Annotated in this window: 21 protein-coding genes, 1 tRNA gene and 1 other RNA gene; 18 read left to right on the top strand and 5 right to left on the bottom strand. The window is 61.0% G+C overall.

Features of this window, described 5'->3' with window-relative positions:
• Positions 1–40 precede the first annotated feature (40 nt).
• The 3 genes from ACXYL9_RS09995 (at position 41) to ACXYL9_RS09985 (ending at position 2,580) form a co-directional block, all read left to right on the top strand.
• Positions 41–343, top strand: a complete 303-nt coding sequence (locus ACXYL9_RS09995; RefSeq protein WP_459039348.1) for a PepSY domain-containing protein — start codon at positions 41–43, stop codon at positions 341–343.
• A 91-nt stretch (positions 344–434) separates the two neighbouring features.
• The gene (locus tag ACXYL9_RS09990; RefSeq protein ID WP_459039347.1) at positions 435–1,112 is read left to right on the top strand and encodes a response regulator transcription factor; all 678 of its coding nucleotides are present in this window, start codon (positions 435–437) and stop codon (positions 1,110–1,112) included.
• A gap of 67 nt (positions 1,113–1,179) precedes the next feature.
• A complete protein-coding gene (locus ACXYL9_RS09985; protein ID WP_459039346.1) occupies positions 1,180–2,580 on the top strand; it encodes a sensor histidine kinase in 1,401 nt (466 codons plus the stop codon).
• 107 nt (positions 2,581–2,687) lie between these two features.
• Here the strand turns inward: ACXYL9_RS09985 and ACXYL9_RS09980 are convergent, their stop codons facing one another.
• Both ACXYL9_RS09980 and ACXYL9_RS09975 read right to left on the bottom strand, forming a co-directional pair.
• A complete protein-coding gene (locus ACXYL9_RS09980; RefSeq protein ID WP_459039345.1) occupies positions 2,688–2,900 on the bottom strand; it encodes a hypothetical protein in 213 nt (70 codons plus the stop codon).
• A 208-nt stretch (positions 2,901–3,108) separates the two neighbouring features.
• Positions 3,109–3,438, bottom strand: a complete 330-nt coding sequence (locus tag ACXYL9_RS09975) for a chorismate mutase (protein ID WP_459039344.1) — start codon at positions 3,436–3,438, stop codon at positions 3,109–3,111.
• Positions 3,439–3,505: 67 nt separating this feature from the next.
• Between ACXYL9_RS09975 and ACXYL9_RS09970 the strand changes: the two genes are divergently transcribed.
• The 8 genes from ACXYL9_RS09970 to ACXYL9_RS09935 all read left to right on the top strand — a co-directional run bounded on the left by ACXYL9_RS09970 (position 3,506) and on the right by ACXYL9_RS09935 (position 12,988).
• The gene (locus ACXYL9_RS09970) at positions 3,506–4,528 is read left to right on the top strand and encodes a polyprenyl synthetase family protein (protein ID WP_459039343.1); all 1,023 of its coding nucleotides are present in this window, start codon (positions 3,506–3,508) and stop codon (positions 4,526–4,528) included.
• Positions 4,525–6,969: an ATP-dependent helicase HrpB gene (gene hrpB, locus ACXYL9_RS09965; protein ID WP_459039342.1), complete on the top strand. Its 2,445-nt coding sequence runs from the start codon at positions 4,525–4,527 to the stop codon at positions 6,967–6,969. Before ACXYL9_RS09970 ends, hrpB begins: the two co-directional genes overlap by 4 nt.
• A 15-nt stretch (positions 6,970–6,984) precedes the next feature.
• The gene (locus ACXYL9_RS09960; protein ID WP_459039341.1) at positions 6,985–7,263 is read left to right on the top strand and encodes an ETC complex I subunit; all 279 of its coding nucleotides are present in this window, start codon (positions 6,985–6,987) and stop codon (positions 7,261–7,263) included.
• A 53-nt stretch (positions 7,264–7,316) separates the two neighbouring features.
• Positions 7,317–7,411, top strand: an RNA gene (gene ffs / locus ACXYL9_RS09955) — signal recognition particle sRNA small type.
• Between the two features lie 112 nt (positions 7,412–7,523).
• Positions 7,524–9,341: a DNA polymerase III subunit gamma/tau gene (locus tag ACXYL9_RS09950; RefSeq protein ID WP_459039340.1), complete on the top strand. Its 1,818-nt coding sequence runs from the start codon at positions 7,524–7,526 to the stop codon at positions 9,339–9,341.
• Positions 9,338–9,679 (top strand): YbaB/EbfC family nucleoid-associated protein, encoded by a 342-nt coding sequence (locus ACXYL9_RS09945; protein WP_459039339.1) that lies wholly within the window; start codon positions 9,338–9,340, stop codon positions 9,677–9,679. The genes ACXYL9_RS09950 and ACXYL9_RS09945 overlap by 4 nt, the downstream gene beginning before the upstream one ends.
• Positions 9,680–10,166: 487 nt before the next feature.
• Positions 10,167–12,560 (top strand): endopeptidase La, encoded by a 2,394-nt coding sequence (gene lon, locus ACXYL9_RS09940; protein WP_459039338.1) that lies wholly within the window; start codon positions 10,167–10,169, stop codon positions 12,558–12,560.
• A gap of 155 nt (positions 12,561–12,715) precedes the next feature.
• Positions 12,716–12,988, top strand: a complete 273-nt coding sequence (locus ACXYL9_RS09935) for an HU family DNA-binding protein (protein ID WP_459039337.1) — start codon at positions 12,716–12,718, stop codon at positions 12,986–12,988.
• 115 nt (positions 12,989–13,103) lie between these two features.
• On the opposite strand, the gene rlmB is transcribed toward ACXYL9_RS09935, so the two are convergent.
• Entirely contained in the window at positions 13,104–13,892 is a 789-nt protein-coding gene (rlmB, locus tag ACXYL9_RS09930; protein WP_459039336.1) for a 23S rRNA (guanosine(2251)-2'-O)-methyltransferase RlmB, read from the bottom strand.
• Positions 13,893–14,048: 156 nt separating this feature from the next.
• On the opposite strand from rlmB, the gene ACXYL9_RS09925 reads away from it, so the two are divergent.
• A tRNA-Tyr gene (locus ACXYL9_RS09925) sits at positions 14,049–14,134 on the top strand.
• 17 nt (positions 14,135–14,151) lie between these two features.
• Here the strand turns inward: ACXYL9_RS09925 and ACXYL9_RS09920 are convergent.
• Positions 14,152–16,140 (bottom strand): beta-galactosidase, encoded by a 1,989-nt coding sequence (locus tag ACXYL9_RS09920; protein WP_459039335.1) that lies wholly within the window; start codon positions 16,138–16,140, stop codon positions 14,152–14,154.
• Positions 16,141–16,192: 52 nt separating this feature from the next.
• On the opposite strand from ACXYL9_RS09920, the gene ACXYL9_RS09915 reads away from it, so the two are divergent.
• From ACXYL9_RS09915 to ACXYL9_RS09905, 3 genes are all read left to right on the top strand, one after another.
• Entirely contained in the window at positions 16,193–17,338 is a 1,146-nt protein-coding gene (locus ACXYL9_RS09915; protein WP_459039334.1) for a beta-ketoacyl-ACP synthase III, read from the top strand.
• Between the two features lie 122 nt (positions 17,339–17,460).
• On the top strand, positions 17,461–18,210 hold the full coding sequence (locus ACXYL9_RS09910; protein WP_459039333.1) for a phosphatidylserine decarboxylase: 750 nt from the start codon (positions 17,461–17,463) through the stop codon (positions 18,208–18,210).
• Complete coding sequence (locus ACXYL9_RS09905) at positions 18,207–19,043, top strand: CDP-alcohol phosphatidyltransferase family protein (RefSeq protein ID WP_459039332.1); 837 nt, start codon at positions 18,207–18,209, stop codon at positions 19,041–19,043. The genes ACXYL9_RS09910 and ACXYL9_RS09905 overlap by 4 nt, the downstream gene beginning before the upstream one ends.
• On the opposite strand, the gene ACXYL9_RS09900 is transcribed toward ACXYL9_RS09905, so the two are convergent.
• On the bottom strand, positions 19,000–19,236 hold the full coding sequence (locus ACXYL9_RS09900) for a hypothetical protein (protein WP_459039331.1): 237 nt from the start codon (positions 19,234–19,236) through the stop codon (positions 19,000–19,002). The genes ACXYL9_RS09905 and ACXYL9_RS09900 overlap by 44 nt on opposite strands.
• Before the next feature lie 339 nt (positions 19,237–19,575).
• On the opposite strand from ACXYL9_RS09900, the gene rpsB reads away from it, so the two are divergent.
• The 3 genes from rpsB to pyrH all read left to right on the top strand — a co-directional run bounded on the left by rpsB (position 19,576) and on the right by pyrH (position 22,213).
• Positions 19,576–20,316, top strand: coding sequence for a 30S ribosomal protein S2 (gene rpsB, locus ACXYL9_RS09895; RefSeq protein ID WP_459039330.1), 741 nt, complete (start codon positions 19,576–19,578; stop codon positions 20,314–20,316).
• Between the two features lie 96 nt (positions 20,317–20,412).
• Entirely contained in the window at positions 20,413–21,339 is a 927-nt protein-coding gene (tsf, locus tag ACXYL9_RS09890) for a translation elongation factor Ts (RefSeq protein ID WP_459039329.1), read from the top strand.
• 151 nt (positions 21,340–21,490) lie between these two features.
• Complete coding sequence (gene pyrH / locus ACXYL9_RS09885; RefSeq protein WP_459039328.1) at positions 21,491–22,213, top strand: UMP kinase; 723 nt, start codon at positions 21,491–21,493, stop codon at positions 22,211–22,213.

Raw genomic sequence — 22,213 nt, 5'->3', positions numbered from 1 at the left:
ACGGCTTGTTCAATGGTTTGTGGGTAGTAATCGGGTCGTGATGAAAAAAGTCCTCCCCACACTGCTGGCTCTTGGCCTCTCTGCCGGCGGGTTGACCGTATCGGCGGTTGCTCAGGATGGCAGTGCACAGGGCGAAGCACGCAAGGAAATGCGCGCAGGTAATGTCCTTCCCTTGCGTGAAATCGAGCGTCGTGTTTTGCCGAGCATGCGCGGGGCAGAATATCTCGGGCCAGCGTATGATTCCGCGGCGATGGCCTATCGACTCAAATTTATCCGCGACGGGCGTGTCATGTTTGTTGATGTCGATGCCCGTACCGGTCGTATCCTGCGCCGGACCAGGTAAACAAGTCAGGGAGCTTACCCCCGCGGTCCATTGACCTCGGGGCGCGTTTGCCGTCATTACGCCAAGCGCAACCAAAGGGGACCCCAACACGATGCGTATCCTGATTGTCGAGGACGAACCCACGCTCGGCCAACAGCTCAAGACCACGCTGGAACAGAATGGCTATGCGGTCGACCTCTCGACCGATGGCGAAGACGGCCATTTCCTCGGTTCGACCGAGGATTACGACGCGGTGATCCTCGACCTTGGCTTGCCCGAGATCGACGGGCTGACTGTGCTCGGCATGTGGCGCAAGGAAGGCCGGGATTTCCCGGTTCTGGTCCTGACCGCGCGTGACAGCTGGTCCGACAAGGTCGCCGGTCTCGACGCGGGCGCTGACGACTACCTCGCCAAGCCGTTCCAGACCGAGGAGCTGATCGCCCGCTTGCGCGCGTTAATCCGCCGCGCCTCGGGTAATACCTCAAGCGAACTGACCGCTGGCGATGTCCGGCTCGACACTCGCTCGGGCAGGGTCTCGCTGAAGGGCGAGCCGGTCAAGCTGACTGCGCAGGAATACAAGCTGCTGAGCTACCTCATGCACCACAAGGGCAAGGTGGTCAGCCGTACCGAACTGATCGAACATATCTACGATCAGGATTTCGACCGCGATTCGAACACGATCGAGGTCTTCGTGACGCGCATCCGCAAGAAGCTGGGTGCCGATGTGATAACGACCATACGTGGCCTCGGATACAGCCTCGACGATCCCGACGACAAGCCGCGGGCCTAACGCGTCCGGGCCCGGGCGAGCGTCGCTGTCTGCGACGCATGGTGCAGTTGCGTCCGGCGACGGCGCAATGACGGCGACCGAACCGGCAGGCACCGCGTTCGATCGTATCCCCCATACGGGCAGCCTTTCGCGCAGGATGATGCTCATTTCGGCGGCATGGATTTTCGTCCTGCTGCTCGGCGGCGGGATTGCGCTGGATCGTACTTTGCGCGCACTGGTCGAAAACAATTTCGACGAGCAACTCGAATATGTGCAAACCGCGCTCCTATCCTCGGCCGAAATCGGGCCGGACGGCGAGGTGTTGTTGTATCGTCCGCTTGGCGACCAGCGGTTTCTGGAGCCCAATAGCGGCGTTTACTGGCAGATCAGCGGCATGGGGCACGAGCCGTTTCCAAGCCGCAGCCTCTGGGACCGCACCTTGCAGGTCGAAGGCGACCACGTGGATGACGAGCCGCATTTCTATGACAGCAACCAGTTCGTGGGCGAGCCGCTTCGGGTTGTAGAGCGATCGGTCATCTTGCCGGGCAGCGAGACGCGATGGACCTTCACTGTCGCATCTGCGCGCGGTGAACTGGACGCGCAGATCGCGCGCATTCGTTCGATCCTGTTCTGGAGCTTCGTGGCATTGGCCCTCGGCCTGCTAGTCTTGGCTGCACTGCAGAGCTATTACGGGTTGCGTCCGCTGCGGCGCGTGCGTCTGGCAATCCAGCATATCCGTTCGACGGGCAGCAACCGAGTCTCCGATCCGCTGCCACTCGAAGTTCAGCCGTTGGTGGAGGAGTTGAACGCGCTGCTTGCTCACTCGGAAAAGCAGGCAGAGGAAGCGCGCACCCATGCAGGCAACCTCGCTCATGCGCTCAAGACCCCGCTGACCGTCCTGACCAATGCGGCAACTGCAAAGGACCCGAAACTGGCCGAACTGGTGTTCCGCGAGACCAAGTCGATGCAACGCCACGTCGACCACCATCTCGCCCGCGCGCGCGCGGTTGGGCGGCGGTCGTCAGGGCTCTCGCGGGCTGAAGTCTGGCCGAGCGCCGAATCAGTTTTGCGGGCGATTACCCGAATTTACGAGCACACCCGCCTTGACCTCGATGGCAACAGCCATGCGACAGTAGCGATCGAACGGCAAGACCTCGACGAGATCCTCGGTAATCTGATCGAGAATGCCGCTAAATATGGCGGCGGCAGCGTGTTTGTCACGATCGATGCGGAGCGTGATCGGGACGAATGTGTCATCTGGATCGAAGATGACGGATTGGGCATTCCCGAAGAAGAACGCGAGCGTATCTTCGATCGCGGCGCTCGGCTCGATACCGGCAAACCTGGCACTGGGCTCGGCCTCGCCATTGTGCGCGATGTGGCCGAAATTTACGGCGGCCGCGTCGAGCTCGATGAAAGCGAGGATCTGGGCGGCCTGTTGGTGAAGCTGATCCTGCCTCGGGCCGCGCAGGCTCCTCCGAACAGCTAGTTCATCAGGAGATAGGCGTGCCACGCACACCTTTGTCATAGTTCAAGAAGGCAAAAGAAAAGGGGCCGGGAAAACCCGACCCCTAAATTCTTCTTTTGCCGTTTGGCTTATGCGCTGACCGGGCTTTCGTCGCCGGCCATGATGCCGATGAACAGTGCCAGGATGGCGAAACCTGCGAGGATACCGCCGGCGCCAGCGCCACCGTTTTCGCTTTCGCCGGCCACCGGAGCGGCAACACGGCTCATGTCAGCCTGTGCGGCCATCGGTGCAACGGCCAGCGTGAGTGCGGCTGCGGCTGCGGCAATTTTGCCCATTTTCATCTTGTATTCTCCGTCCCGAATAATGGTTTGAAACTCCTGATTTCCTCTAGAGGAGGGAATCGAACGACGCAACCTACGAAATTACCACGAGTCTTGGCTGCAAAAGGGTGCGGCGAAAATGGCACACCCGCTGTGAAGAGAAGTCCTTGATCGGCCTGTAATTACCTTGGGTCGGACGAAGACATCGAGCGATGGCCCGTCCTTGCGATTAAGATGCGCCGTCGCGCGCCTGTTCGTGATGGCGGATCACTTCATCGATGATGAAGCGCAGGAACTTCTCGGAAAACTCCGGGTCGAGATGGGCTTCCTCGGCCAGCTTGCGCAGGCGCCCGATTTGTCGCTGCTCGCGATCCGGATCGGCAGGCGGCAAGGATGCCGTCGCCTTATACTGGCCCACCGCCTGGGTGATTCGAAATCTTTCTGCAAGCATGTGGATCAGGGCAGCGTCGATATTGTCGATCGACAGCCGATACCCGGCCAGGACCCTGTCGCCTTCGTCACTCGCTTGTTCGGACTGGAGACCGTTTTCGCTCGTCATGGGCGTGAAGCTAGCAGCAATTGCTCCCTTGCCAAGCGCCAGCGTGAAGCGCATGGGGTGCCCCGCTATGAGCGCCGACATCATACCCCTGTCACGGCGAGACGACGACGGCCCGCCGACGCTCGAACCCATGCTGCGACTGACCGCTGCCGGCATGAACGCTGTCAACGCAGTAATTCTTGACCGGATGCAGAGCGAAATTCCGCTCATCCCGCGCCTTGCCGGACACCTGATTTCCGGTGGTGGCAAGCGGCTGCGCCCCATGCTGACACTCGCCGGTGCCGAACTGGTCGGTTACCAGGGCAACCGCCACCACAGGCTCGCTGCAGCTGTCGAATTCATTCACACCGCTACCTTGTTGCATGACGATGTTGTCGATGGTTCGGAAATGCGGCGCGGCAAGGCGGCTGCCAACATCATCTTCGGCAATCCCGCCACCGTGCTGGTCGGCGATTTCCTTTTCAGTCGTGCGTTCGAGCTGATGACCGAGGATGGTAGCCTCAAGGTGCTCAAGATACTGTCGGGTGCTAGCGCTATCATCGCCGAGGGTGAGGTTGCCCAGCTGAGCGCCCAGCGCAAGATCGAGACCAGCGAAGAACGCTATCTCGACATTATCGGTGCCAAGACCGCTGCACTGTTCGCAGCCGCCAGCCGCATTGCCGCTGTCGTGGGCGAATGTGACCAAGCGCAGGAGCAGGCACTCGATGACTATGGCCGTAACCTCGGGATCGCCTTCCAGCTGGTCGACGATGCCATCGATTACGATTCCGACGCTGCCGAAATGGGCAAGGACCGCGGCGACGATTTCCGCGAGGGCAAGATGACCCTGCCTGTGATCCTTGCCTATGCCCGCGGTGACGAGGAGGAGCGGGCCTTCTGGAAAGGCGCGATCAGCGGCCACCGGATATCGGACGACGATCTCTCTCATGCAGTGGCATTGATTGAAAAGCGCGGCGCGGTTGAGGACACGCGAGATCGCGCCCGCCATTTCGCCCAGCGCGCGATCGACGCGATATCGATTTTCCCTGACAGCAAGGCACGACAGTCAATGGCGGAAGCGGCCCTGTTCGCGGTCGCGCGGGGCTATTGAGCGCGCCCACCCAGAATCGCCTGCCGGTCCACGACGTCCTGCCTCAATTGCGCACGGCGCTGGCAGGTGCGCCGTCAGCCGTACTCATCGCGCCACCCGGAGCAGGCAAGACCACAGCCGTGGCGCCGGAATTGCTCGAGGAACCTTGGTGTAAGGGGCAGATCCTGCTTCTCAGTCCTCGCCGGATAGCCGCTCGGGCAGCGGCCGAGCGCATGGCCGAATTACTGGGCGAGCGAGCTGGCGAGACCATCGGTTACCTGACCCGGCTCGACAGCAAGACGTCATCGCGCACGCGCATAGTAGTCATGACCGAAGCGATATTCGTAAACAGGATCGTGGAGGACCCCGAACTCGAAGGCGTCAGCGCTGTATTGTTCGACGAGGCGCATGAACGCCACCTCGATAGCGATCTGGGCCTGGCCCTCGCGCTTGAGAGCCAGCAGGTGCTGCGGGAAGATCTGCGCTTGCTGGTGATGTCAGCGACGATCGACGGGGCGCGATTCGCACAAGCATTGGGCGAGAATGCGCCAGTCATCGAAAGCTCCGGAAAGAGTTATCCGCTGCGGATCGAATGGTTCGGGAGCAATCCGGGGATCCGGGTGGAGGATCACGTAGCCGATGCCATCGTCAGCGCATGGCGCGCAGAGGATGGTGACATCCTCGCATTTCTTCCCGGCGTTGGAGAGATCACTCGTGTGCAAGAGCGCATCGAGCCGCGCCTGAAGGAGGCACTGGTGCTGCCGCTTCACGGACAGGTTCAACCGCATGCGCAAAGGATTGCGATTCGACGTGATCCGGAAGGTCGGCGGCGTATTGTTCTTGCCACGGCCATTGCGGAGACTTCGCTGACACTCGACGGTGTGCGCATCGTGGTCGACAGCGGCCTGACGCGAAGGGCCGAGTTCGACCGTGCTGCCGGAACAACCCACCTGGTGACCCGAAGGGCAAGCCAGGCCTCCGCAGCGCAACGCGCCGGACGAGCAGCGCGGCAGTCCCCCGGCATCGCTTATCGCCTGTGGGAGGAGGGTGGACATGCCGGTCGGCCGGAGTTCGATCCGCCCGAAATCGAGACCAGCGATCTTGCACCGCTGTTGTTGGCGCTGGGTCAATGGGGCGCGCAGGACCCGCTCACGCTGGCTTGGCTAGATCCGCCGCCAGCGCCCTCGATTGCTTCGGCGCGAACCCGATTGCAGTCGATCGGCGCGCTGGATGCGGAGGGGCGCATCACCGATTGGGGCCGCAAGATCGCCGCCCTCCCGCTGGGGCCGGAGTGGGCAAGTGCCGTCCTGGCGGGGGCCAGGGGCGGGCAAGGCGACACCATCGCGCGGCTGGCGCTACTCGTGCAGGAGCGGGGCCTCGGCGGTCGCGGCGAAGACTTGCTCGCGCGGCTCGACCGCTGGAACCAGGATCGTTCTCGCCGCGCCCAAGCCAGTCGCAAACTCGCCGCAGGATGGGCGGCCAAGGCTACCCGACTGGTTGCGAGGAAGGCGGAAGACGGTGGCGATCCCGCGGTTGCACTGGCGCAATCCATGCCGGACCGGATTGTCCGGCGACGCGATAAGAACGGCGAGCAGTGGTTGTCCGCCGGCGGGCGAGGCTATCAACTCGATCCCACATCACCCTTGGCGCGAGCCGAATGGATGGTCGTTGCCGATGCGCAGGGGCAAGCCAAGGGGGCACGAATTACTGCTGGCGTTGCATTCGAGCGAGCCTTGTTGGACGGAGCACTCGGCGACCTTGTCGAAGCACGCTCGACACTCGAATGGAATGTGCGTGAGCGACGGGTCGAGGCGCGGATCGAGCGCCGGATCGGCGCGATCACCCTGGCCAGCGGGCCCGATCCTCAACCCGATCTCGAGGCCATGCGCGATCTGCTCGTTTCAACCTGCATCGCCGAGCTTGAACGGCACGTCCCGCGCGATCTGGTGGCGCGCGGTCGCTACGCAGGAATAGAGGCGCTGTCACTCGATGCACTGGCGGCCAATGCCGACACTTGGCTAGCGCCCTTGCTCGAGGGTAAGCGTTCCTTGGAGATTGAATCCGGCAAGGTCGCCGATGCAATTCTTGGCCAGCTCGACTGGAACGACCGCCAGCTTCTCGACCAGCGTGCCCCGCGCCGGTTCAGCTCGCCCGCGGGGACATCGCATCCCATCGACTATGACGGCGATGATGCCCCGAGCGTGAAAGTGCGGGTCCAGGCATTGTTCGGGCTCGATACGCATCCAAAGGTCGGCGACACGCCGTTATTAGTCAAACTGACCAGTCCTGCTGGACGTCCGATCCAGGCGACGCGCGATCTGCCGGGCTTTTGGCGTGGTAGCTGGAGCGACGTCGCCAAGGACATGAAGGGCCGCTATCCGCGACACCGCTGGCCCGACCAGCCATGGACCGAAAAGCCCAGCCTCAAGACCAAGAATGCCTTTGCAAAGGGCGCGCGCTGAAGTATCGGGCGTCGCATGGCAGCCCGTATCTACCAGCGACCGAAAAACGTGATGCAGTCCGGCAAGGCGCGGACCGATGAGTGGGTGCTCGAGTTCGAGCAGTCCGAGGCGCGCAAGCCCGATCCGCTGATGGGCTGGACCGGCAGCGGCGATACCCAGGCGCAGGTCACGCTGACTTTCCCCGACAAGGAAGCTGCCAAGGCCTATGCCGAGAAGTGCGGCATTTCCGCGCGCGTTCATGCAACTCCGCCCAAGACTCTCAAGCTGCAGGCCTACGCCGACAACTTCCGCTGACGCGGGCAATTAATTGCGGTTGAAAATGTGGCGGTTCGCCGCCATATGGCGCTCCGGGAGTCGGGTGGACGTTAGCGTTCGCTCACCGGGTCAGGTCCGGAAGGAAGCAGCCCAGGTGAATTGCGGCGGGTCGCTCGGCTCCTTTTCCATAAAATGTGAACCCTGTCCGATGCGGGCAAGCTTGTATGCGCGACTTTGTGCGCGGGTCTTTTCTCCACACACTCATGACAAGCGGCGCGGCACATCCTACCTAGTGCCTCATGGGTGATTCACCGGAGAGCACTGACAGCCCTCCCTGGGAGACCGGGGAAGAGGATGCTAAACCAAGCGCCGCCGAGCTTGAGGCTGCGGGGCAGGATTCTATGTTTGGTGCAGCGCCCGTTACCTCCTCGGAAACCAAAGCGGAATCTGCGCCTGTTGCACAGGCGGCCCCGGTCGATTCGCAGGCGCAGCCTTATCGCGTGCTGGCGCGCAAGTATCGTCCCCAGACTTTCAGCGAATTAATTGGGCAGGAACCAATGGTCCGCACGCTCGCCAATGCGATCGAGCGCGACCGGCTGGCCCATGCCTTCCTGATGACTGGCGTGCGCGGGGTCGGCAAGACCTCAACCGCGCGGCTGATCGCCAAGGCGCTCAATTGTGTCGGAGCCGATGGTGCAGGCGGGCCGACGATCGATCCGTGCGGCCAATGCGAACCATGCACCGCCATCGCCGAAGGGCGCCATATCGATGTTATCGAGATGGACGCGGCCAGCCATACCGGCGTCGACGACGTTCGCGAGATAATCGAGGCGGTGCGCTATGCTGCGGTTTCGGCGCGTTACAAGATCTACATAATCGATGAAGTTCACATGCTTTCTCGCAATGCGTTCAACGCGTTGCTCAAGACACTTGAGGAGCCGCCTGCGCATGTGAAGTTCCTGTTTGCCACGACCGAGGTGGAGAAACTTCCGGTCACGGTGCTCAGCCGTACCCAGCGTTTCGACCTGAGACGAATTCCTGCGGATTTGCTGGAACGCCATTTCGGCTGGGTCTGCGAGCAGGAACAGGTCAAGGCCGAAGCCGAAGCCTTGGCGATGATCGCGGCAGCGGCCGAGGGATCGGTTCGTGACGGATTGTCGATCCTCGACCAGGCGATTGCCCATGCCGATCTCGAAAGCTCGGGAGAAGGAGGCGGCAGTGTCACTGCGGCGCGAGTCCGCGATATGCTCGGTCTTGCCGACAAGGGCGCGCAACGGCGTTTGCTGCAGACAATCCTCGAAGGCGAGGGCAAGGCCTTGTTGGCGGCAATCGCCGACCAGTATTCGCTCGGCGTCGAACCGCTGGCCCTGATCCGCTCGCAGATGGAGTTGGTGCACAAGATCACGCTGGCACAGATGGAGGCCGATCTGCCCGGCACTGTCAGCGAAGAGGAGCGTACCGCGCTCGGCGACTGGGCCTCACGCCTTTCGGCTGGTCAGCTACACCGCCTGTGGCAGCTCCTGCTCAAGGCTTATGACGAAGTGCGCACGGCGCCCGATCCGCTGGTATCGGCACAGATGGGTCTGCTGCGGCTCCTCCATGCGGCCAATCTTCCTGACCCGGGTAAGCTGGCGAAACAAATCTCCGACATTGCGGTCAATGGTGGCCAGCCCGCGAGTACCGGGTCGTCGCCTGCACAGAGTGAGCCCAAGTCAGCTTCTTCGGCGACGCAGGATTTCGCCGCTCTGGTGGACCGGATCGAAGCGGTTGGGCACGGTCTTGTCGCCAGCATCATGCGACTGCAATTGCGCGTGATAGATTGTGCGCCTGGCAAACTGGTCTTCGCGCGCGCGCCGCAGTATACCGACGACATCGCGCCGCAATTGCGCGAGGCGTTGTTGGCTGCGACCGGCGAGCGCTGGCAGGTCGAACAGCGCGACGTTCCCGATGCGCCGCCGAGCCTGATCGAGCGTGAAGAGCGGGACGCTGCGGCGCAGCGCGAACGGATTGCCGCTCATCCCATGGTTGCCGCGACGATCGCGGCATTTCCGGGTGCGGAGATCATTACTGACGACGATGCGGGCAGTTCGCGCCCGCAATGGAGCAAGCAAGCATGAAATCGATGGAAGAGATGATCCAGGCGGCGCAGGAAGCTGCCGAGAAGATCCAGAGCCAGATGAGCGAAGCTCAGGTCAAGCTCGATGCGATCGAAGTGGAGGGCGTTTCAGGCGGCGGTTTGGTCAAGGTGCGCTGTACCGCCAAGGGACGCATACTTGGCGTTTCGATCGACGACAGCTTGATGAAGCCGGATGAAAAACAGATGGTCGAAGACCTCGTGGCCGCGGCTTTCAACGACGCCCGCGACAAGGCCGACCGAGCATCAAACGAGGAAATGCAGAAGATCCAGAGCGGGATCGGTTTACCGCCTGGATTCAATCTACCGGGAATGGGCTGATCTACAAATAGTGTGGGTCGGCTCGCTCTAACCCTCGCGCTGATCGATACTCAATCCTGAGCGTTGGGGAGATTTCTACGGACGGCGAGCGCTTTGGCCTCTTCCCAACCACTGAACTCGCGCGCAAGCAACGTTCCGCAACGAGTGCAGTTGGTTAGGAACCGGCAGCCGTCATCCCGAACTTGATGACGATTGATGCGATGCCCCAACAGCTTGCAAACCACGGACCCCGGCATTTATCGCTCCAGCAACGCAACATAAAATCGCGAAAAAAGAAGCTAACTATCTGAAATACTTCTGCGGCGTATTGTATGAATGCGACATCACCCACGGTGCGAAATGATCGCCAGGACCGGCCAAGCTGAAGACGATTATCTGCATGGTCGGTCGACTCTGTTCACAGCTACGCCCGGAACAGGCGTTGCGCCCTTGGGGGGGACTACCCATATTCGGGCCCAACCGGTGAACACCGAACACGGATAGATATATGACTCAGCTTTTTCCCCTTCTTCCCCTACGCGACATCGTGGTTTTCCCCGGCATGGTGGTGCCGCTTTTCGTCGGTCGCGACAAATCTGTCGCTGCGCTGGAAGCAGCTATGGAGGGGAGCAAGGACATCTTCCTGCTGGCCCAAATCGACCCGTCGACTGACGATCCCGAGCGGGCGGATTTGCACGATGTCGGCGTCGTGGCGCAGGTCCTGCAATTGCTGAAGCTGCCCGATGGCACGGTCCGCGTACTGGTCGAAGGCACGCGGCGTGCGCGTATGGAGGCTATGCGCGCTGAAGGTGAAATGGTTGTCGCCGAGGTCGAGCCGATTGCCCCGGACAACGTCTCAGGTAGCGAGATCACGGCGCTCATGCGCTCGGTGCTCGAACAGTTTGCCGACTACGCCAAGCTTAACAAACGGCTGGGTGAAGATGCCGGTGAAGACCTGAAGGATATCGATGACGCGGGCCAGTTGGCAGACGCAATCGCGGCCGCGCTGGGTGTGAAGGTTTCCGAAAAGCAGGACCTGCTGGCAGAGCCCGATCCGCGCAAGCGCCTTGAAATGTTGCTCTCTGCCATGGAGGGCGAGCTCTCCGTCATGCAGGTCGAGCGCAAGATCCGCGGCCGGGTCAAGAGGCAGATGGAGAAAACCCAGCGCGAATATTACCTCAACGAACAGTTGAAGGCGATCCAGAGCGAACTTGGAGGCGAGGGCGAGGACGGCGACGAATTGGCCGAACTGGCCGAGAAGATCGAGAAGACCAAGCTGTCAGAAGAAGCCAAGGCCAAGGCCACCAGCGAGCTCAAAAAGCTTCGCAGCATGCAGCCAATGAGCGCCGAGGCGACGGTCATCCGCAACTATCTCGATGTGCTGCTTGGATTGCCGTGGGGCAAGAAAAGCCGGCTCAAGAAAGACATCGGCAAGGCGCAGGAAGTCCTCGACGCGGATCATTATGCGCTGGAGAAGGTCAAGGACCGGATCGTCGAATATCTGGCCGTGCAGGCACGCACCAACAAACTGAAGGGCCCGATCCTTTGCCTCGTGGGGCCGCCGGGTGTCGGCAAGACCTCGCTAGGAAAGTCGATTGCCCGGGCGACAGGTCGCGAGTTTGTCCGGCAATCGCTGGGCGGTGTGCGCGACGAAGCTGAAATCCGCGGTCATCGCCGCACCTATATCGGCTCGCTTCCGGGCAAGATCGTCACCAACCTGAAGAAGGCCGGCGCGTCAAACCCGCTTTTCCTGCTCGATGAAATCGACAAGCTCGGCCAGGATTATCGCGGCGATCCGGCGTCGGCCCTGCTCGAAGTGCTCGATCCGGAACAGAATGCAAAATTCCAGGACCATTATCTCGAACTCGATATCGATCTCAGCGATGTCATGTTCGTGTGCACGGCGAATTCGCTCAATCTCCCGCAGCCTCTGCTCGATCGATTGGAGATCATCCGTCTTGAAGGATATACCGAGGACGAGAAGGTCGAGATTGCCCAGCGTCACTTGCTGGACAAGCAGATCAAGGCGCACGGGCTGAAGAAAGACGAGTTCGAACTGACCGAAGAAGGCTTGCGCGACCTTATCCGCTATTACACCCGTGAAGCCGGCGTGCGTACGCTGGAACGCGAGATCGCCAAGCTGGCCCGCAAGAGCTTGCGCAAGATTCTCGAAAAAGAAACCGAGAGCGTCACTGTCACGCCCGAAAACCTTTCGGAATTCGCCGGTGTGCGTAAATTCAAGCACGGCATGGGCGAAGAGGAAGCGCAGATCGGCGCCGTCACCGGGCTCGCTTGGACCGAGGTAGGCGGTGAATTGCTGACTATCGAGAGCGTGACGACACCTGGCAAGGGCGAGGTCAAGACCACCGGCAAGCTGGGCGAAGTCATGAACGAATCCGTCGCCGCGGCATTCAGTTTCGTTAAGGCGCGCAGCCCAGCATACGGCGTCAAGCCGTCGATATTCCAGCGAAAGAACATCCACATTCACCTGCCCGAAGGCGCTGTTCCCAAAGACGGGCCAAGTGCCGGTGTGGGCATGGTCACGTCGATTGTCTCCACACTCACCGGGATCGCGGTGCGACCCGACGTGGCCATGACGGGCGAGGTTACCCTGAGAGGCCGTGTTCTGGCGATTGGCGGGTTGAAGGAAAAGCTGCTGGCGGCGTTGCGTGGCGGTATCAAGACGGTCTTGATCCCCGAAGAGAACGTCAAGGATCTGGCCGAGATTCCGGACAATGTGAAAGAGGGACTGGACATCGTCCCGGTCGCCCATGTTGACCAGGTGCTCGAACTTGCGTTGGTGCAGACGCCCGAACCGATTGTCTGGACCGAGGCCGACGATCTCGCCAGCCAGCCTGCACCCGGAGAGGTTGGAGGGGCGCTCCCCCCGACTGCACACTGAGTGCGCTGCCGCGGGGTGTGTCGTTCTCGTTTGCGGCGAACTGCGCGGAATTCGGCCAAAAAGACCCTAGACACTCTTTGAAAAAAAGAGTGTGGTAGTTCTTTCTGATAGAGGCGATTCACGCCCAAGAGAATGAACGAGGGGGTTATCCAAAAATGAATAAGAACGATCTGATCAGCGCTGTTGCCGATGCGAGCGGCCTTTCGAAGAGTGACGCGGCGAGTGCTGTTGAAGGCGTCTTCGATTCGGTTACCAAGGCTCTTTCAAAGGGCGACGAAGTGCGCCTGGTCGGTTTTGGTACGTTCTCTGTCGCTCGGCGTAAGGCCTCGATGGGGCGCAATCCGCGCACCGGCGAACCGATGCCGATCAAGGCTTCCAACCAGCCCAAGTTCAAGGCTGGCAAGGGGCTGAAGGACGCCGTCAACTAGACGCTGCGTACCGTCCATTTGACGGGATAATAAGAAAACCCCGCTCGCCATAGTGGCCAGCGGGGTTTTTCGTTTCGATGTCTCATCGAACTCGTCGGTTGGTCGAGTGCGGGCTTCAGCTTCCGCGCGACGCAACTGCGTAGAGCGCAATTGCCGCAGCATTCGATACGTTCAGGCTCTCGATCGCATTGCTGATCGGCAGCTTCGCCAACGCATCGCAATGTGTCTCGATATTGTGCCGCATACCTTCTCCCTCGGCTCCCAGCACGAGGGCCACAGGGCCGGCCGGTAACGCTTCAGCCAATGTGGTCTCTGCGTGGCCGGTCAGCCCGATGCGCCAGTAGTCGCGCTCGGCCAGTGTATCGAGTGCCCGGGCCAGATTGACCACGCGCACCCATGGCACTCGCTCCATGGCGCCGGACGCGGACTTTGCGATGACCCCCGATTCAGGCGGGGCGTGGCGATCTTGCGTCACAATGGCGGCAGCATCGAACGCTGCGGCCGAACGCAGGATCGCGCCGACATTGTGAGGATCGGTGACCTGGTCGAGAACAATGATCGGGCGGCCATCATCGAGCACGTCTTCGAGATGCGCGTCAGGCAGGGGATCGCATTCCAGGACCAGTCCTTGGTGCGGGGCATCCTTGGCCACCAGCCGCGCTAGATCGGCAACCTCAGCGTATTCGAGAGGGAAATTCTCCGGCAATTCGCCGTCGAGCGATGCCACCCCTTCGCGCGTGGCCCACAGCTTGCGATGGCTGCGATTGGGGTTGAGAAGTGCCGCCTCGACCGGGTGACGACCCCAAAGCCGGACGCTGCCCGGCGAGCCTCGACCGCTGCCGCGTCCACCCTGCATTCGTCCGGCGCGCCCGCGCATTGCCCGTTTGCGTTCGCCTTTTGCCATGTCTGTAAATTCCTGCCTCGTATTGTTTCAGCCTGCCCTGCCAGCCGCACCATTGACAGGCAAGCGCCGCTTCGCCAAAGGGGCGCCTCTCGGCAAGCGGGGCCGTGCAAATGCGTCCCGATTTCCTCGTGGAAATGCCCTTGCGGCGTGCGATGTGGACAGGTGGCCGAGTGGTTAAAGGCAGCAGACTGTAAATCTGCCCGCGCAAGCGTACGCTGGTTCGAATCCAGCCCTGTCCACCATCGCACTTCCTGTTTGATCAACTCGCGATGCGCGGGGCCGGCTCTTCCAGTCGACGCTCGAAGCGCCAACTGGCGGTGTGTAGCGTCTGTTCGCTAACGCTGGCCTCACCAGGACCGTAGTTGAACCAGAACACGCCATCGCGAGTAGCGCGGCGACGCAATCCTGTGGGCATAGGGTGCGTTATTACACCGGCATCGGCCAGCGCGCGTGAGAGGATCTCGCGGATCAGCGATCCCTCGGGCCAACCGGCTAGGTAGCGCGTGCTCCGGTTCTGCCAACAGGCGACGGTGCCGTCATCACAGACAAGGTCGGGTGTGGTTCCAGGACCGGGCTCGACATGGTCGAGCCAACGGGTGAGACTCCAACCATTGGCGGAATGCTCGACACCGGGTCGCAAGGACTCGCTATGCGTAACTGTCAGGGGAATGACTTGTTGAAGCGGCCCAGGGGCAAGCGATCGAGGAATCGTGAATTCCTCTGTATTGCTACCGGTCCTTGGTCCGATTACGACTTGCGCCTCGCATTGCGCAAGCGCGGCCACGCATTCCGCAGAAACGATCGGCAAGCACGGTACGACCACGATCGAATAGCCTTGCAGCGGGGCGCCGGGTTTTACGAAATCGACGTTGAGGCCTTGTTCGCGCAAGGCCGAATAGCATTCAAAGGCTGCCCATAGGGCGGACAGGTTTTCGCCCTGCGGCTGTATCTGCGTCACCCATTCGCTATCGTAAGCGAAGACTATGGCAGCATGTGTCACTGGCTCGCCAATAGGCCCGATTTGTTCGAGTGCGTCAAAGGACCGGCGCGCTTCTTCAAGGGCAGGCGCGGGCCGGCTATCGGGACGCAGCAATCCGGCATGCATCTGCTCCTGCGCAAATGGCGCTTGCCGCCAGCGAAAATAGCATAACATCTCCGCACCATGCGCCGCCGCCTCGATGGTCCATAGCTCGACCATGCCGGATGCAGGGGCGGGGTTGAACCGGGCCCAGTTGACCGGGCCTGGCTGCTGTTCCAGCACGCTCCAGCGCCCGCCGTTGGCGCAGCCTCGATACAGATCGTGGTGAAACGCGGCGATGTCGGGATGCCCGGTGCGGGCGAAGATGCGCTTGTGTTCGTCGCCAAAACGGAATTGTTCGAGGAAGCCGAGTGGGTAACTGTCCCAGCCGAGCACGTCGATCTCCTCGCCCAAGGCGAAATGATCGTAGCCGGTATAGAATCCCATGGCGTTGTGCGTGATCTCGCGTCCGGGCGAGAGGCGCCGCAGTAAACCGACCTGCGCTGCGTTGAAGCGAAGGACTTGGTCAGAAGAAAAACGCTGGAAAGCCAGCCAATGCGCCGGGTTTGCCTCCGTGACGGTGAGGTTGGGGAGTTCGACCTGATCGAAGGAAGTGTATTCCATGCTCCAGAAGACATTGCCCCAAGCCTGGTTGAGGGCATCTATGCTGCGGTATCGACTGGCGAGCCACTTACGAAATTGGTCTCGTGCCGCGCATGAGAAACTTTGGACTGTATCGTGACAGCCATATTCGTTGTCGACCTGCCAGCCGACTACCGCGGGGTGGTCGCCATAGCGCTCGGCAATCGCTTGGGCGATCCTGCAAGCCTGCTCCCTATAGCCCTCGTGGCTGAAGCAGTAATGTCGTCGCGATCCAAATCCGCGCGGTGCTCTGTAGCGGTCGAGCGCGACCATGTCGGGCATCTGGTCAACCAGCCAGCGGGGCGGTGTCGCTGTAGGGGTACAGAGGATGATCTCGAGGCCTTCGCCGTGCAATATCTCCACCGCACGATCGAGCCATCCCCAGTCGAACTCGCCAGGTGCCGGCTCAATCCGTGACCACGCGAATTCGCCAATGCGGACACGTTCAAGTCCGGTTTCCCGCATCAAGCGCGCATCTTCGGGCCAGCGCTCTTCCGGCCAATGTTCGGGATAGTAGCAGACGCCCAGCTTCATACCGCCTCCTGTCAGTTGCACCCGGCTCGAAGCAAGATGGGCGGAAAGCCACATTTATGCCTGCAAAGTCCTTGTCGCGCTATGCGGGGACAATTAGGCACAGGAAATGGATACAGCAGCTGGCCAATTGAGCTACCGTCCCGTCATTTCCGCCACTGGGCTCTACACGCCTGCGGAATCGATCAGTAATGAAGAGCTGGTCGAGGCATTCAATGCCTATGTCGAGCGGCACAATGCCGAGCATGCTGATGCGATCGCATCCGGACAGATAGAGCCGTTGCAGCCAAGCTCGGTTGAATTCATCGAGAAGGCCAGCGGCATCAAGTCACGCCACGTAATCAACAAGGCGCCGATCATTGACCCGGCTGTCATGGAGCCGCGTCACGAAGACCGAGGCGACGAAGAGCTGTCGCTGATGGCCGAAATCGGTGTTGCCGCCTGTCAGGATGCGCTTGAGCGGGCCGGGCGCTCCCCGGGCGACGTCGACGCTGTGCTGTGCGCCGCATCGAACATGCAGCGGCCCTATCCCGCGATGGCAATCGAGATCCAGCAGGCTCTCGGCATCGAAGGGTTTGGGTTTGACATGAATGTCGCCTGCTCCTCGGCAACTTTCGGGATCCAGACGGCGGCCGATTATATTCGCGCGGGCAATGCCCGCAGCGTTCTGGTGGTCAGCCCTGAAATCACTTCGGGTCATCTCAACTGGCGCGATCGTGACAGCCATTTCATATTCGGCGATGTCGCCACCGCCGTATTGGTCGAAGATGCGGCGATTGCGCCGTTGCAGCACTGGGACATACTCGGCACCCGGCTGAAGACGGTCTTCTCCAACAACATCCGCAACAATTTCGGCTTCCTCAATCGTGCGACACCGGAATCGCAAGGGTCGACTGACAAGCTGTTCGTCCAGGAAGGGCGTAAGGTCTTCAAGGAGGTGGTACCGATGGTCGCGCAGATGATTGTCGAGGAGGCCGAAAGGCTGGCCATCGATCCGCGCGCGCTTCGGCGGATGTGGCTGCACCAGGCCAATGCCGGCATGAACCGGCTAATCGCACACAGGGTGCTTGGGCACGAGGCCAGCGACGATGAAAGTCCGACTGTGCTCGACACCTACGGCAATACCTCGAGCGCAGGATCAATCATCGCATTTCACCTGCACAGCAAAGACCTCCAGCCGGGGGATACAGGGCTGATCTGCTCTTTCGGTGCCGGCTATTCGGCGGGCACGGTTTTCGTGAAGAAAGCGGGCTGACGTACGGCGCGGAACGCTGCACTTGATCCGATCACTTATTGATGCAGACCTGCCAGCCGGGAAAGCCAATACCACGTTGCGATGTGCTTGCGGTGGCGCGACTGTCCGCCTAAGCGGACCAAATGGCAGGTGAAATCTTAGACAGCCGCGGTCGCGGTGATGCCGGCTGGAGCTGGCCGACAATTCATCCCGAAGGTCGCGTTTATGGCGTTATCGTAGCAGTGCTGAGCGGCGCGGCTGCGTTGATGGCTTGGGAGACGCTGGCTTGGCCCCTGGCGTTCCTGGCGCTGGGTGTCCTGGCGTTTTTCCGTGACCCCGAGCGCGTGGTTCCGCAGGACGACAGTGTGGTGGTGTCGCCAGCGGACGGGCTCGTTTCGCTGATCAGCGTGGTTCCTCCGCCGCCGGAATTGGTCGGCGATGATAGTGCCGGTAATCTCGGCCTCGGCGATGCCCCGGTCACCCGTGTTTCGGTTTTCATGAGCGTGTTCGACGTTCACATCAATCGCTCGCCCGTGGCAGGGCAGATCAGCCGGATCGTCTACATACCGGGCAAGTTCCTCAATGCCGATCTCGATAAGGCGAGCGAAGAAAACGAGCGCCAGCACATCCTTGTTACGCGTTCCGACGGAATGAAGCTTGCCTTCACCCAGATCGCGGGGCTGGTTGCGCGGCGAATTGTCCCCTTCGTGAAGCAAGGTGACATCGTGGGTATCGGGCAGCGAGTCGGCTTGATCCGCTTCGGCAGCCGGGTTGACGTCTATCTGCCGGCCGGAACCGGTTCGCAGGTCGTCGTGGGCCAGAAGGTCATCGCCGGCGAGACAGTTCTGGGCCGTCTAGGCGAGGATCGCCTGATCGAAGGCGCAGCCCAATGATCGAGGACGAGGAACGGGCTGCCCGGCTCGGGCCGATTGCGAGCGAGGGTGATGTTCAGGAAACTGGCAAGGCCAAGGGACTGAGCTTGCGGGCGGTTCTGCCCAACGCGATTACGGTTGCGGCTCTCTGCGCAGGTCTAACCGGTATTCGGTTCGCTATTTCAGGGGAATGGGCTTCTGCGGTTATGGCGATCGTCATTGCCGGTGTGCTCGACGGTCTCGATGGGCGCATCGCCAGGTTGCTCAAGGCGCAGAGCCGTTTCGGCGCCGAACTCGATAGCCTTGCAGACTCGCTGTCCTTCGGTATGGCGCCGGCGATTGTGCTCTACCTATGGTCGTTGCAGGACCTGCCGCGGCTGGGATGGTTTGCGGCGCTTGCCTTCGCCATCGCCTGTGCGCTGCGATTGGCCCGTTTCAATGCCCAGATCGATGTCGACGAACAACCTCACAAGTCAGCCGGGTTTTTGACCGGAGTGCCTGCGCCTGCCGGTGCCGGCCTCGCTTTTACACCGGTCTACCTCTGGCTTGCGACGGGGGGGGAATGGGAATTCCTTCGCGATCCGATCATCGTCGGTCCATGGATGGCCCTGATTGCGGTGTTGATGATCTCCAACATGGCGACGCTAAGCTGGACCTCGATTCGTCCGCGGCGCAATATTCGCCTGGAGGTGATATTCTTCATTGGCCTGCTGTTCGCGGCGCTGCTGGTTGAACCGTGGTGGACCCTTGCCGCGATCTGCATCGCCTACCTGTCGTTCATGCCTTACGGCCTGTGGCGCTATTCGCGCATCAAGCAGCAGCGCGCAGCGGAGCGTGATAGGCACGTATTGTAGCGAAGCTGGCAGCGCTTGCAGCACGGTCCAGCGGCTTAACCATCGTGACCTGCGGCGAGATTATGGCGTCGAGCTGCTTGCGCATCTTGAGCGACCTGTACGCATTGCGGCCCCGGACTACGCAGTCCGCCACGGTCATTGTGGCGCCGAAAAAGGTCAGGGCGAACACGGTGAGGATGGCAAAAGTGGTCATCGTCTCGGACTTTCTGAGTTGCTGTCCACAAGACTGTTGAAGGCCTGTGGATATGTTGGGGAAACACCGGGCCAGCCGGTTTGTTCCCATTGCGTTCTTTGTTCCATCTATGTTCCGCTTGGTCAAGCTGTTTAATTCATGGTTTGTTCCGCCCGCAATAAATTAACGCTGGCTTTTCGGACCGGGGCGGACTAGTGGCGCCTCCATCCGCAACAATGCCTTGGCATCCCGCCTTTGCAGGCTTGCGGAAATCCACATGGAAAGCGCCCATACCGGTGCCGCAGAGGGTCTCCTCACGGTTCCAGCTTTCCAGAGGCACAACCGGAAAGGAATTATCCTATGGCGGCTCCTACCGTCACGATGCAGCAATTGATCGAAGCCGGATCGCATTTCGGCCACCAGACCCACCGCTGGAACCCGCGCATGAAGCCGTATATCTTCGGCGCGCGTAACGGTGTCCACATCATCGACCTGTCGCAGACCGTGCCCCTGATGGCGCGTGCTCTGGACTTCGTCCATTCGACGGCGAAGGCTGGCGGCAAGGTGCTGTTCGTCGGTACCAAGCGTCAGGCGCAGGAACCGATTGCCGAAGCGGCTCGCGCCAGCGGCCAGCATTTCGTCAACCATCGCTGGCTGGGCGGCATGCTCACCAACTGGAAGACGATCAGCCAGTCGATCAAGCGTCTCAAGACCCTTGAAGAGCAGCTTTCGGGCGACACTTCGGGTTTGACCAAGAAGGAAGTCCTCCAGCTGACCCGCGAGCGGGACAAGCTGGAAATGTCGCTCGGCGGCATTCGCGACATGGGCGGTGTTCCCGACGTCATGATCATCATCGACGCCAACAAGGAAGACCTCGCCATCAAGGAAGCCAACGTGCTTGGCATTCCGGTGGTCGGCATCCTCGATACCAATGTCGATCCTTCGGGCATCGCATTCCCGGTCCCGGGCAACGACGACGCTGCTCGCGCCGTGCGCCTGTACTGCGACGCCTTCGCAGAGGCTGCTTCCAAGAATGGCAGCGCTGGTTCTGACGTTGGCGAGATGGAAAATCCGCCGGTCGAGGCAACCGTCGACGCGTAAGCGGTCACGGCTGCGACACATTTTCGTTCTAGCCGCCCGGGTCGCGATGTCGGCCCGGGCGCGAGCTTTTAAAATTTCTACCCAAGGATATGAATCATGGCTGGTTTCACTGCCGCTGATGTGAAGAAACTGCGCGAAATGTCCGGCGCGGGCATGATGGATGCCAAGAAGGCTCTGCAAGAGACCGATGGCGATATCGAAGCCGCGATCGACGCGCTGCGGGCCAAGGGCCTCGCTGCCGTGCAAAAGAAATCGAGCCGCACCGCCGCAGAAGGACTGGTCGGCGTACAGGTCGAAGGGACCCGCGGCGTTGCAGTCGAGGTCAATTCCGAGACCGATTTCGTTGCCAAGAACGACCAGTTCCAGGATTTCGTGCGCAATGTGACCCAGGTTGCACTTGGCGTTGAAGGTGACGATGTCGACGCGCTTAAGGCTGCCGGCTATCCCGATGGCGGCACGGTGACTGACAAGCTAACCAACAATGTCGCCACGATCGGCGAGAACCAGCAGGTCCGCCGCATGAAGACCGTGACGGTCACCAACGGCGCGGTCGTGCCCTATATGCACAACGCTGTGGCACCGAACCTGGGCAAGATCGGCGTGCTGGTCGCACTCGAATCGGATGCGTCGGCTGATGTTCTCGAACCGCTCGGCAAGCAGCTTGCAATGCACATCGCGGCAGCGTTCCCGCAGGCACTCGACGCTGACGGCCTCGATGCCGACTTGATCGAGCGCGAGCGCAAGATCGCCGCTGAGAAGGCAGCCGAAAGCGGCAAGCCGGAAAACGTCCAGGAAAAGATGGTCGAAGGCGCGATCAAGAAGTTCGCCAAGGAAAACGCTTTGCTGAGCCAGGTGTTCGTGATGGACAACAAGACCGCCATCGCCGACGTCGTGGCACAGGCCGGCAAGGATGCCGGCACGACGATTACGCTGAAGGATTATGTCCGCTTTCAGCTCGGTGAAGGCATCGAGAAGGAAGAAAGCGACTTTGCTGCGGAAGTGGCTGCCGCCGTCAAGGGCTGAGCCTTCTCGCATAACGCATCAGGCGGCCGCCGGACTCGGGTTCGGCGGCCGTTTGCGTTTTGCCGATCCGGCCTGCGCACAGCTTTCCCTTTGCGAGTCGGCGGCTTGCTCGTTAAGGCCCGGGGCAATTCTTGGTAGCAACGGAAACCCGATGTCCCTTCCTGAAATGAAACGCATCCTTCTCAAGCTTTCGGGCGAAGTTCTGATGGGCGACCAGCAGTACGGGATCGATCCGTCTTTCGTCCTGGAACTGGCCAAGGAAGTTAAGGCAGCCAAGGAGCAGGGACTGCAAATCTGCCTCGTGATCGGTGGCGGTAACATCTTTCGCGGCATGGCTGGCGCGGCGCAGGGGATGGACCGGGCGCAGGCCGATTACATGGGCATGCTGGCGACAGTGATGAACGCATTGGCGATGCAGAGCGCGCTCGAACAGCTCGGCGTTCCGACCCGTGTGCAATCGGCCATCCAGATGGACCAGGTTTGCGAACCTGTAATTCGCCGCCGTGCCGAGCGTCATCTCGCCAAGGGTCGCGTAGTGATTTTTGCAGCGGGCGTTGGCGCCCCCTATTTTACTACCGACAGTGGCGCTGCGCTGAGGGCAGCTGAAATGCGTTGCGATGCGCTGCTCAAGGGTACCAGTGTTGACGGGGTCTATGACAGCGATCCCAAGACGAACCCAGGCGCTACTCGTTATAACACAGTGAGTTATGGCAAGGTCCTGGCCGACAATCTGAAGGTTATGGACGCCTCTGCAGTGGCATTGTGCCGCGACAATGATATCCCCATCGTGGTCTTCTCGATCCGCGAACAGGGCAATCTTGCGCGGGTGCTTGCGGGCGAGGGCGTGCAGACGATAGTACAAAAGGAAGACTGA

This window comes from Qipengyuania sp. CAU 1752, from assembly GCF_054482615.1.
This window is presented reverse-complemented; position numbering and strand designations above follow the sequence as displayed.

Coding starts and splice junctions, on each gene's coding strand:
- ACXYL9_RS09995 (WP_459039348.1), top strand. CDS start 41: ATGAAAAAAGTCCTCCCCACACTGCTGGCTCTTGGCCTCTCTGCCGGC.
- ACXYL9_RS09990 (WP_459039347.1), top strand. CDS start 435: ATGCGTATCCTGATTGTCGAGGACGAACCCACGCTCGGCCAACAGCTC.
- ACXYL9_RS09985 (WP_459039346.1), top strand. CDS start 1,180: ATGACGGCGACCGAACCGGCAGGCACCGCGTTCGATCGTATCCCCCAT.
- ACXYL9_RS09980 (WP_459039345.1), bottom strand. CDS start 2,900: ATGAAAATGGGCAAAATTGCCGCAGCCGCAGCCGCACTCACGCTGGCC.
- ACXYL9_RS09975 (WP_459039344.1), bottom strand. CDS start 3,438: ATGACGAGCGAAAACGGTCTCCAGTCCGAACAAGCGAGTGACGAAGGC.
- ACXYL9_RS09970 (WP_459039343.1), top strand. CDS start 3,506: ATGAGCGCCGACATCATACCCCTGTCACGGCGAGACGACGACGGCCCG.
- ACXYL9_RS09960 (WP_459039341.1), top strand. CDS start 6,985: ATGGCAGCCCGTATCTACCAGCGACCGAAAAACGTGATGCAGTCCGGC.
- ACXYL9_RS09950 (WP_459039340.1), top strand. CDS start 7,524: ATGGGTGATTCACCGGAGAGCACTGACAGCCCTCCCTGGGAGACCGGG.
- ACXYL9_RS09945 (WP_459039339.1), top strand. CDS start 9,338: ATGAAATCGATGGAAGAGATGATCCAGGCGGCGCAGGAAGCTGCCGAG.
- lon (WP_459039338.1), top strand. CDS start 10,167: ATGACTCAGCTTTTTCCCCTTCTTCCCCTACGCGACATCGTGGTTTTC.
- ACXYL9_RS09935 (WP_459039337.1), top strand. CDS start 12,716: ATGAATAAGAACGATCTGATCAGCGCTGTTGCCGATGCGAGCGGCCTT.
- rlmB (WP_459039336.1), bottom strand. CDS start 13,892: ATGGCAAAAGGCGAACGCAAACGGGCAATGCGCGGGCGCGCCGGACGA.
- ACXYL9_RS09920 (WP_459039335.1), bottom strand. CDS start 16,140: ATGTGGCTTTCCGCCCATCTTGCTTCGAGCCGGGTGCAACTGACAGGA.
- ACXYL9_RS09915 (WP_459039334.1), top strand. CDS start 16,193: ATGGATACAGCAGCTGGCCAATTGAGCTACCGTCCCGTCATTTCCGCC.
- ACXYL9_RS09910 (WP_459039333.1), top strand. CDS start 17,461: ATGGCAGGTGAAATCTTAGACAGCCGCGGTCGCGGTGATGCCGGCTGG.
- ACXYL9_RS09905 (WP_459039332.1), top strand. CDS start 18,207: ATGATCGAGGACGAGGAACGGGCTGCCCGGCTCGGGCCGATTGCGAGC.
- ACXYL9_RS09900 (WP_459039331.1), bottom strand. CDS start 19,236: ATGACCACTTTTGCCATCCTCACCGTGTTCGCCCTGACCTTTTTCGGC.
- rpsB (WP_459039330.1), top strand. CDS start 19,576: ATGGCGGCTCCTACCGTCACGATGCAGCAATTGATCGAAGCCGGATCG.
- tsf (WP_459039329.1), top strand. CDS start 20,413: ATGGCTGGTTTCACTGCCGCTGATGTGAAGAAACTGCGCGAAATGTCC.
- pyrH (WP_459039328.1), top strand. CDS start 21,491: ATGTCCCTTCCTGAAATGAAACGCATCCTTCTCAAGCTTTCGGGCGAA.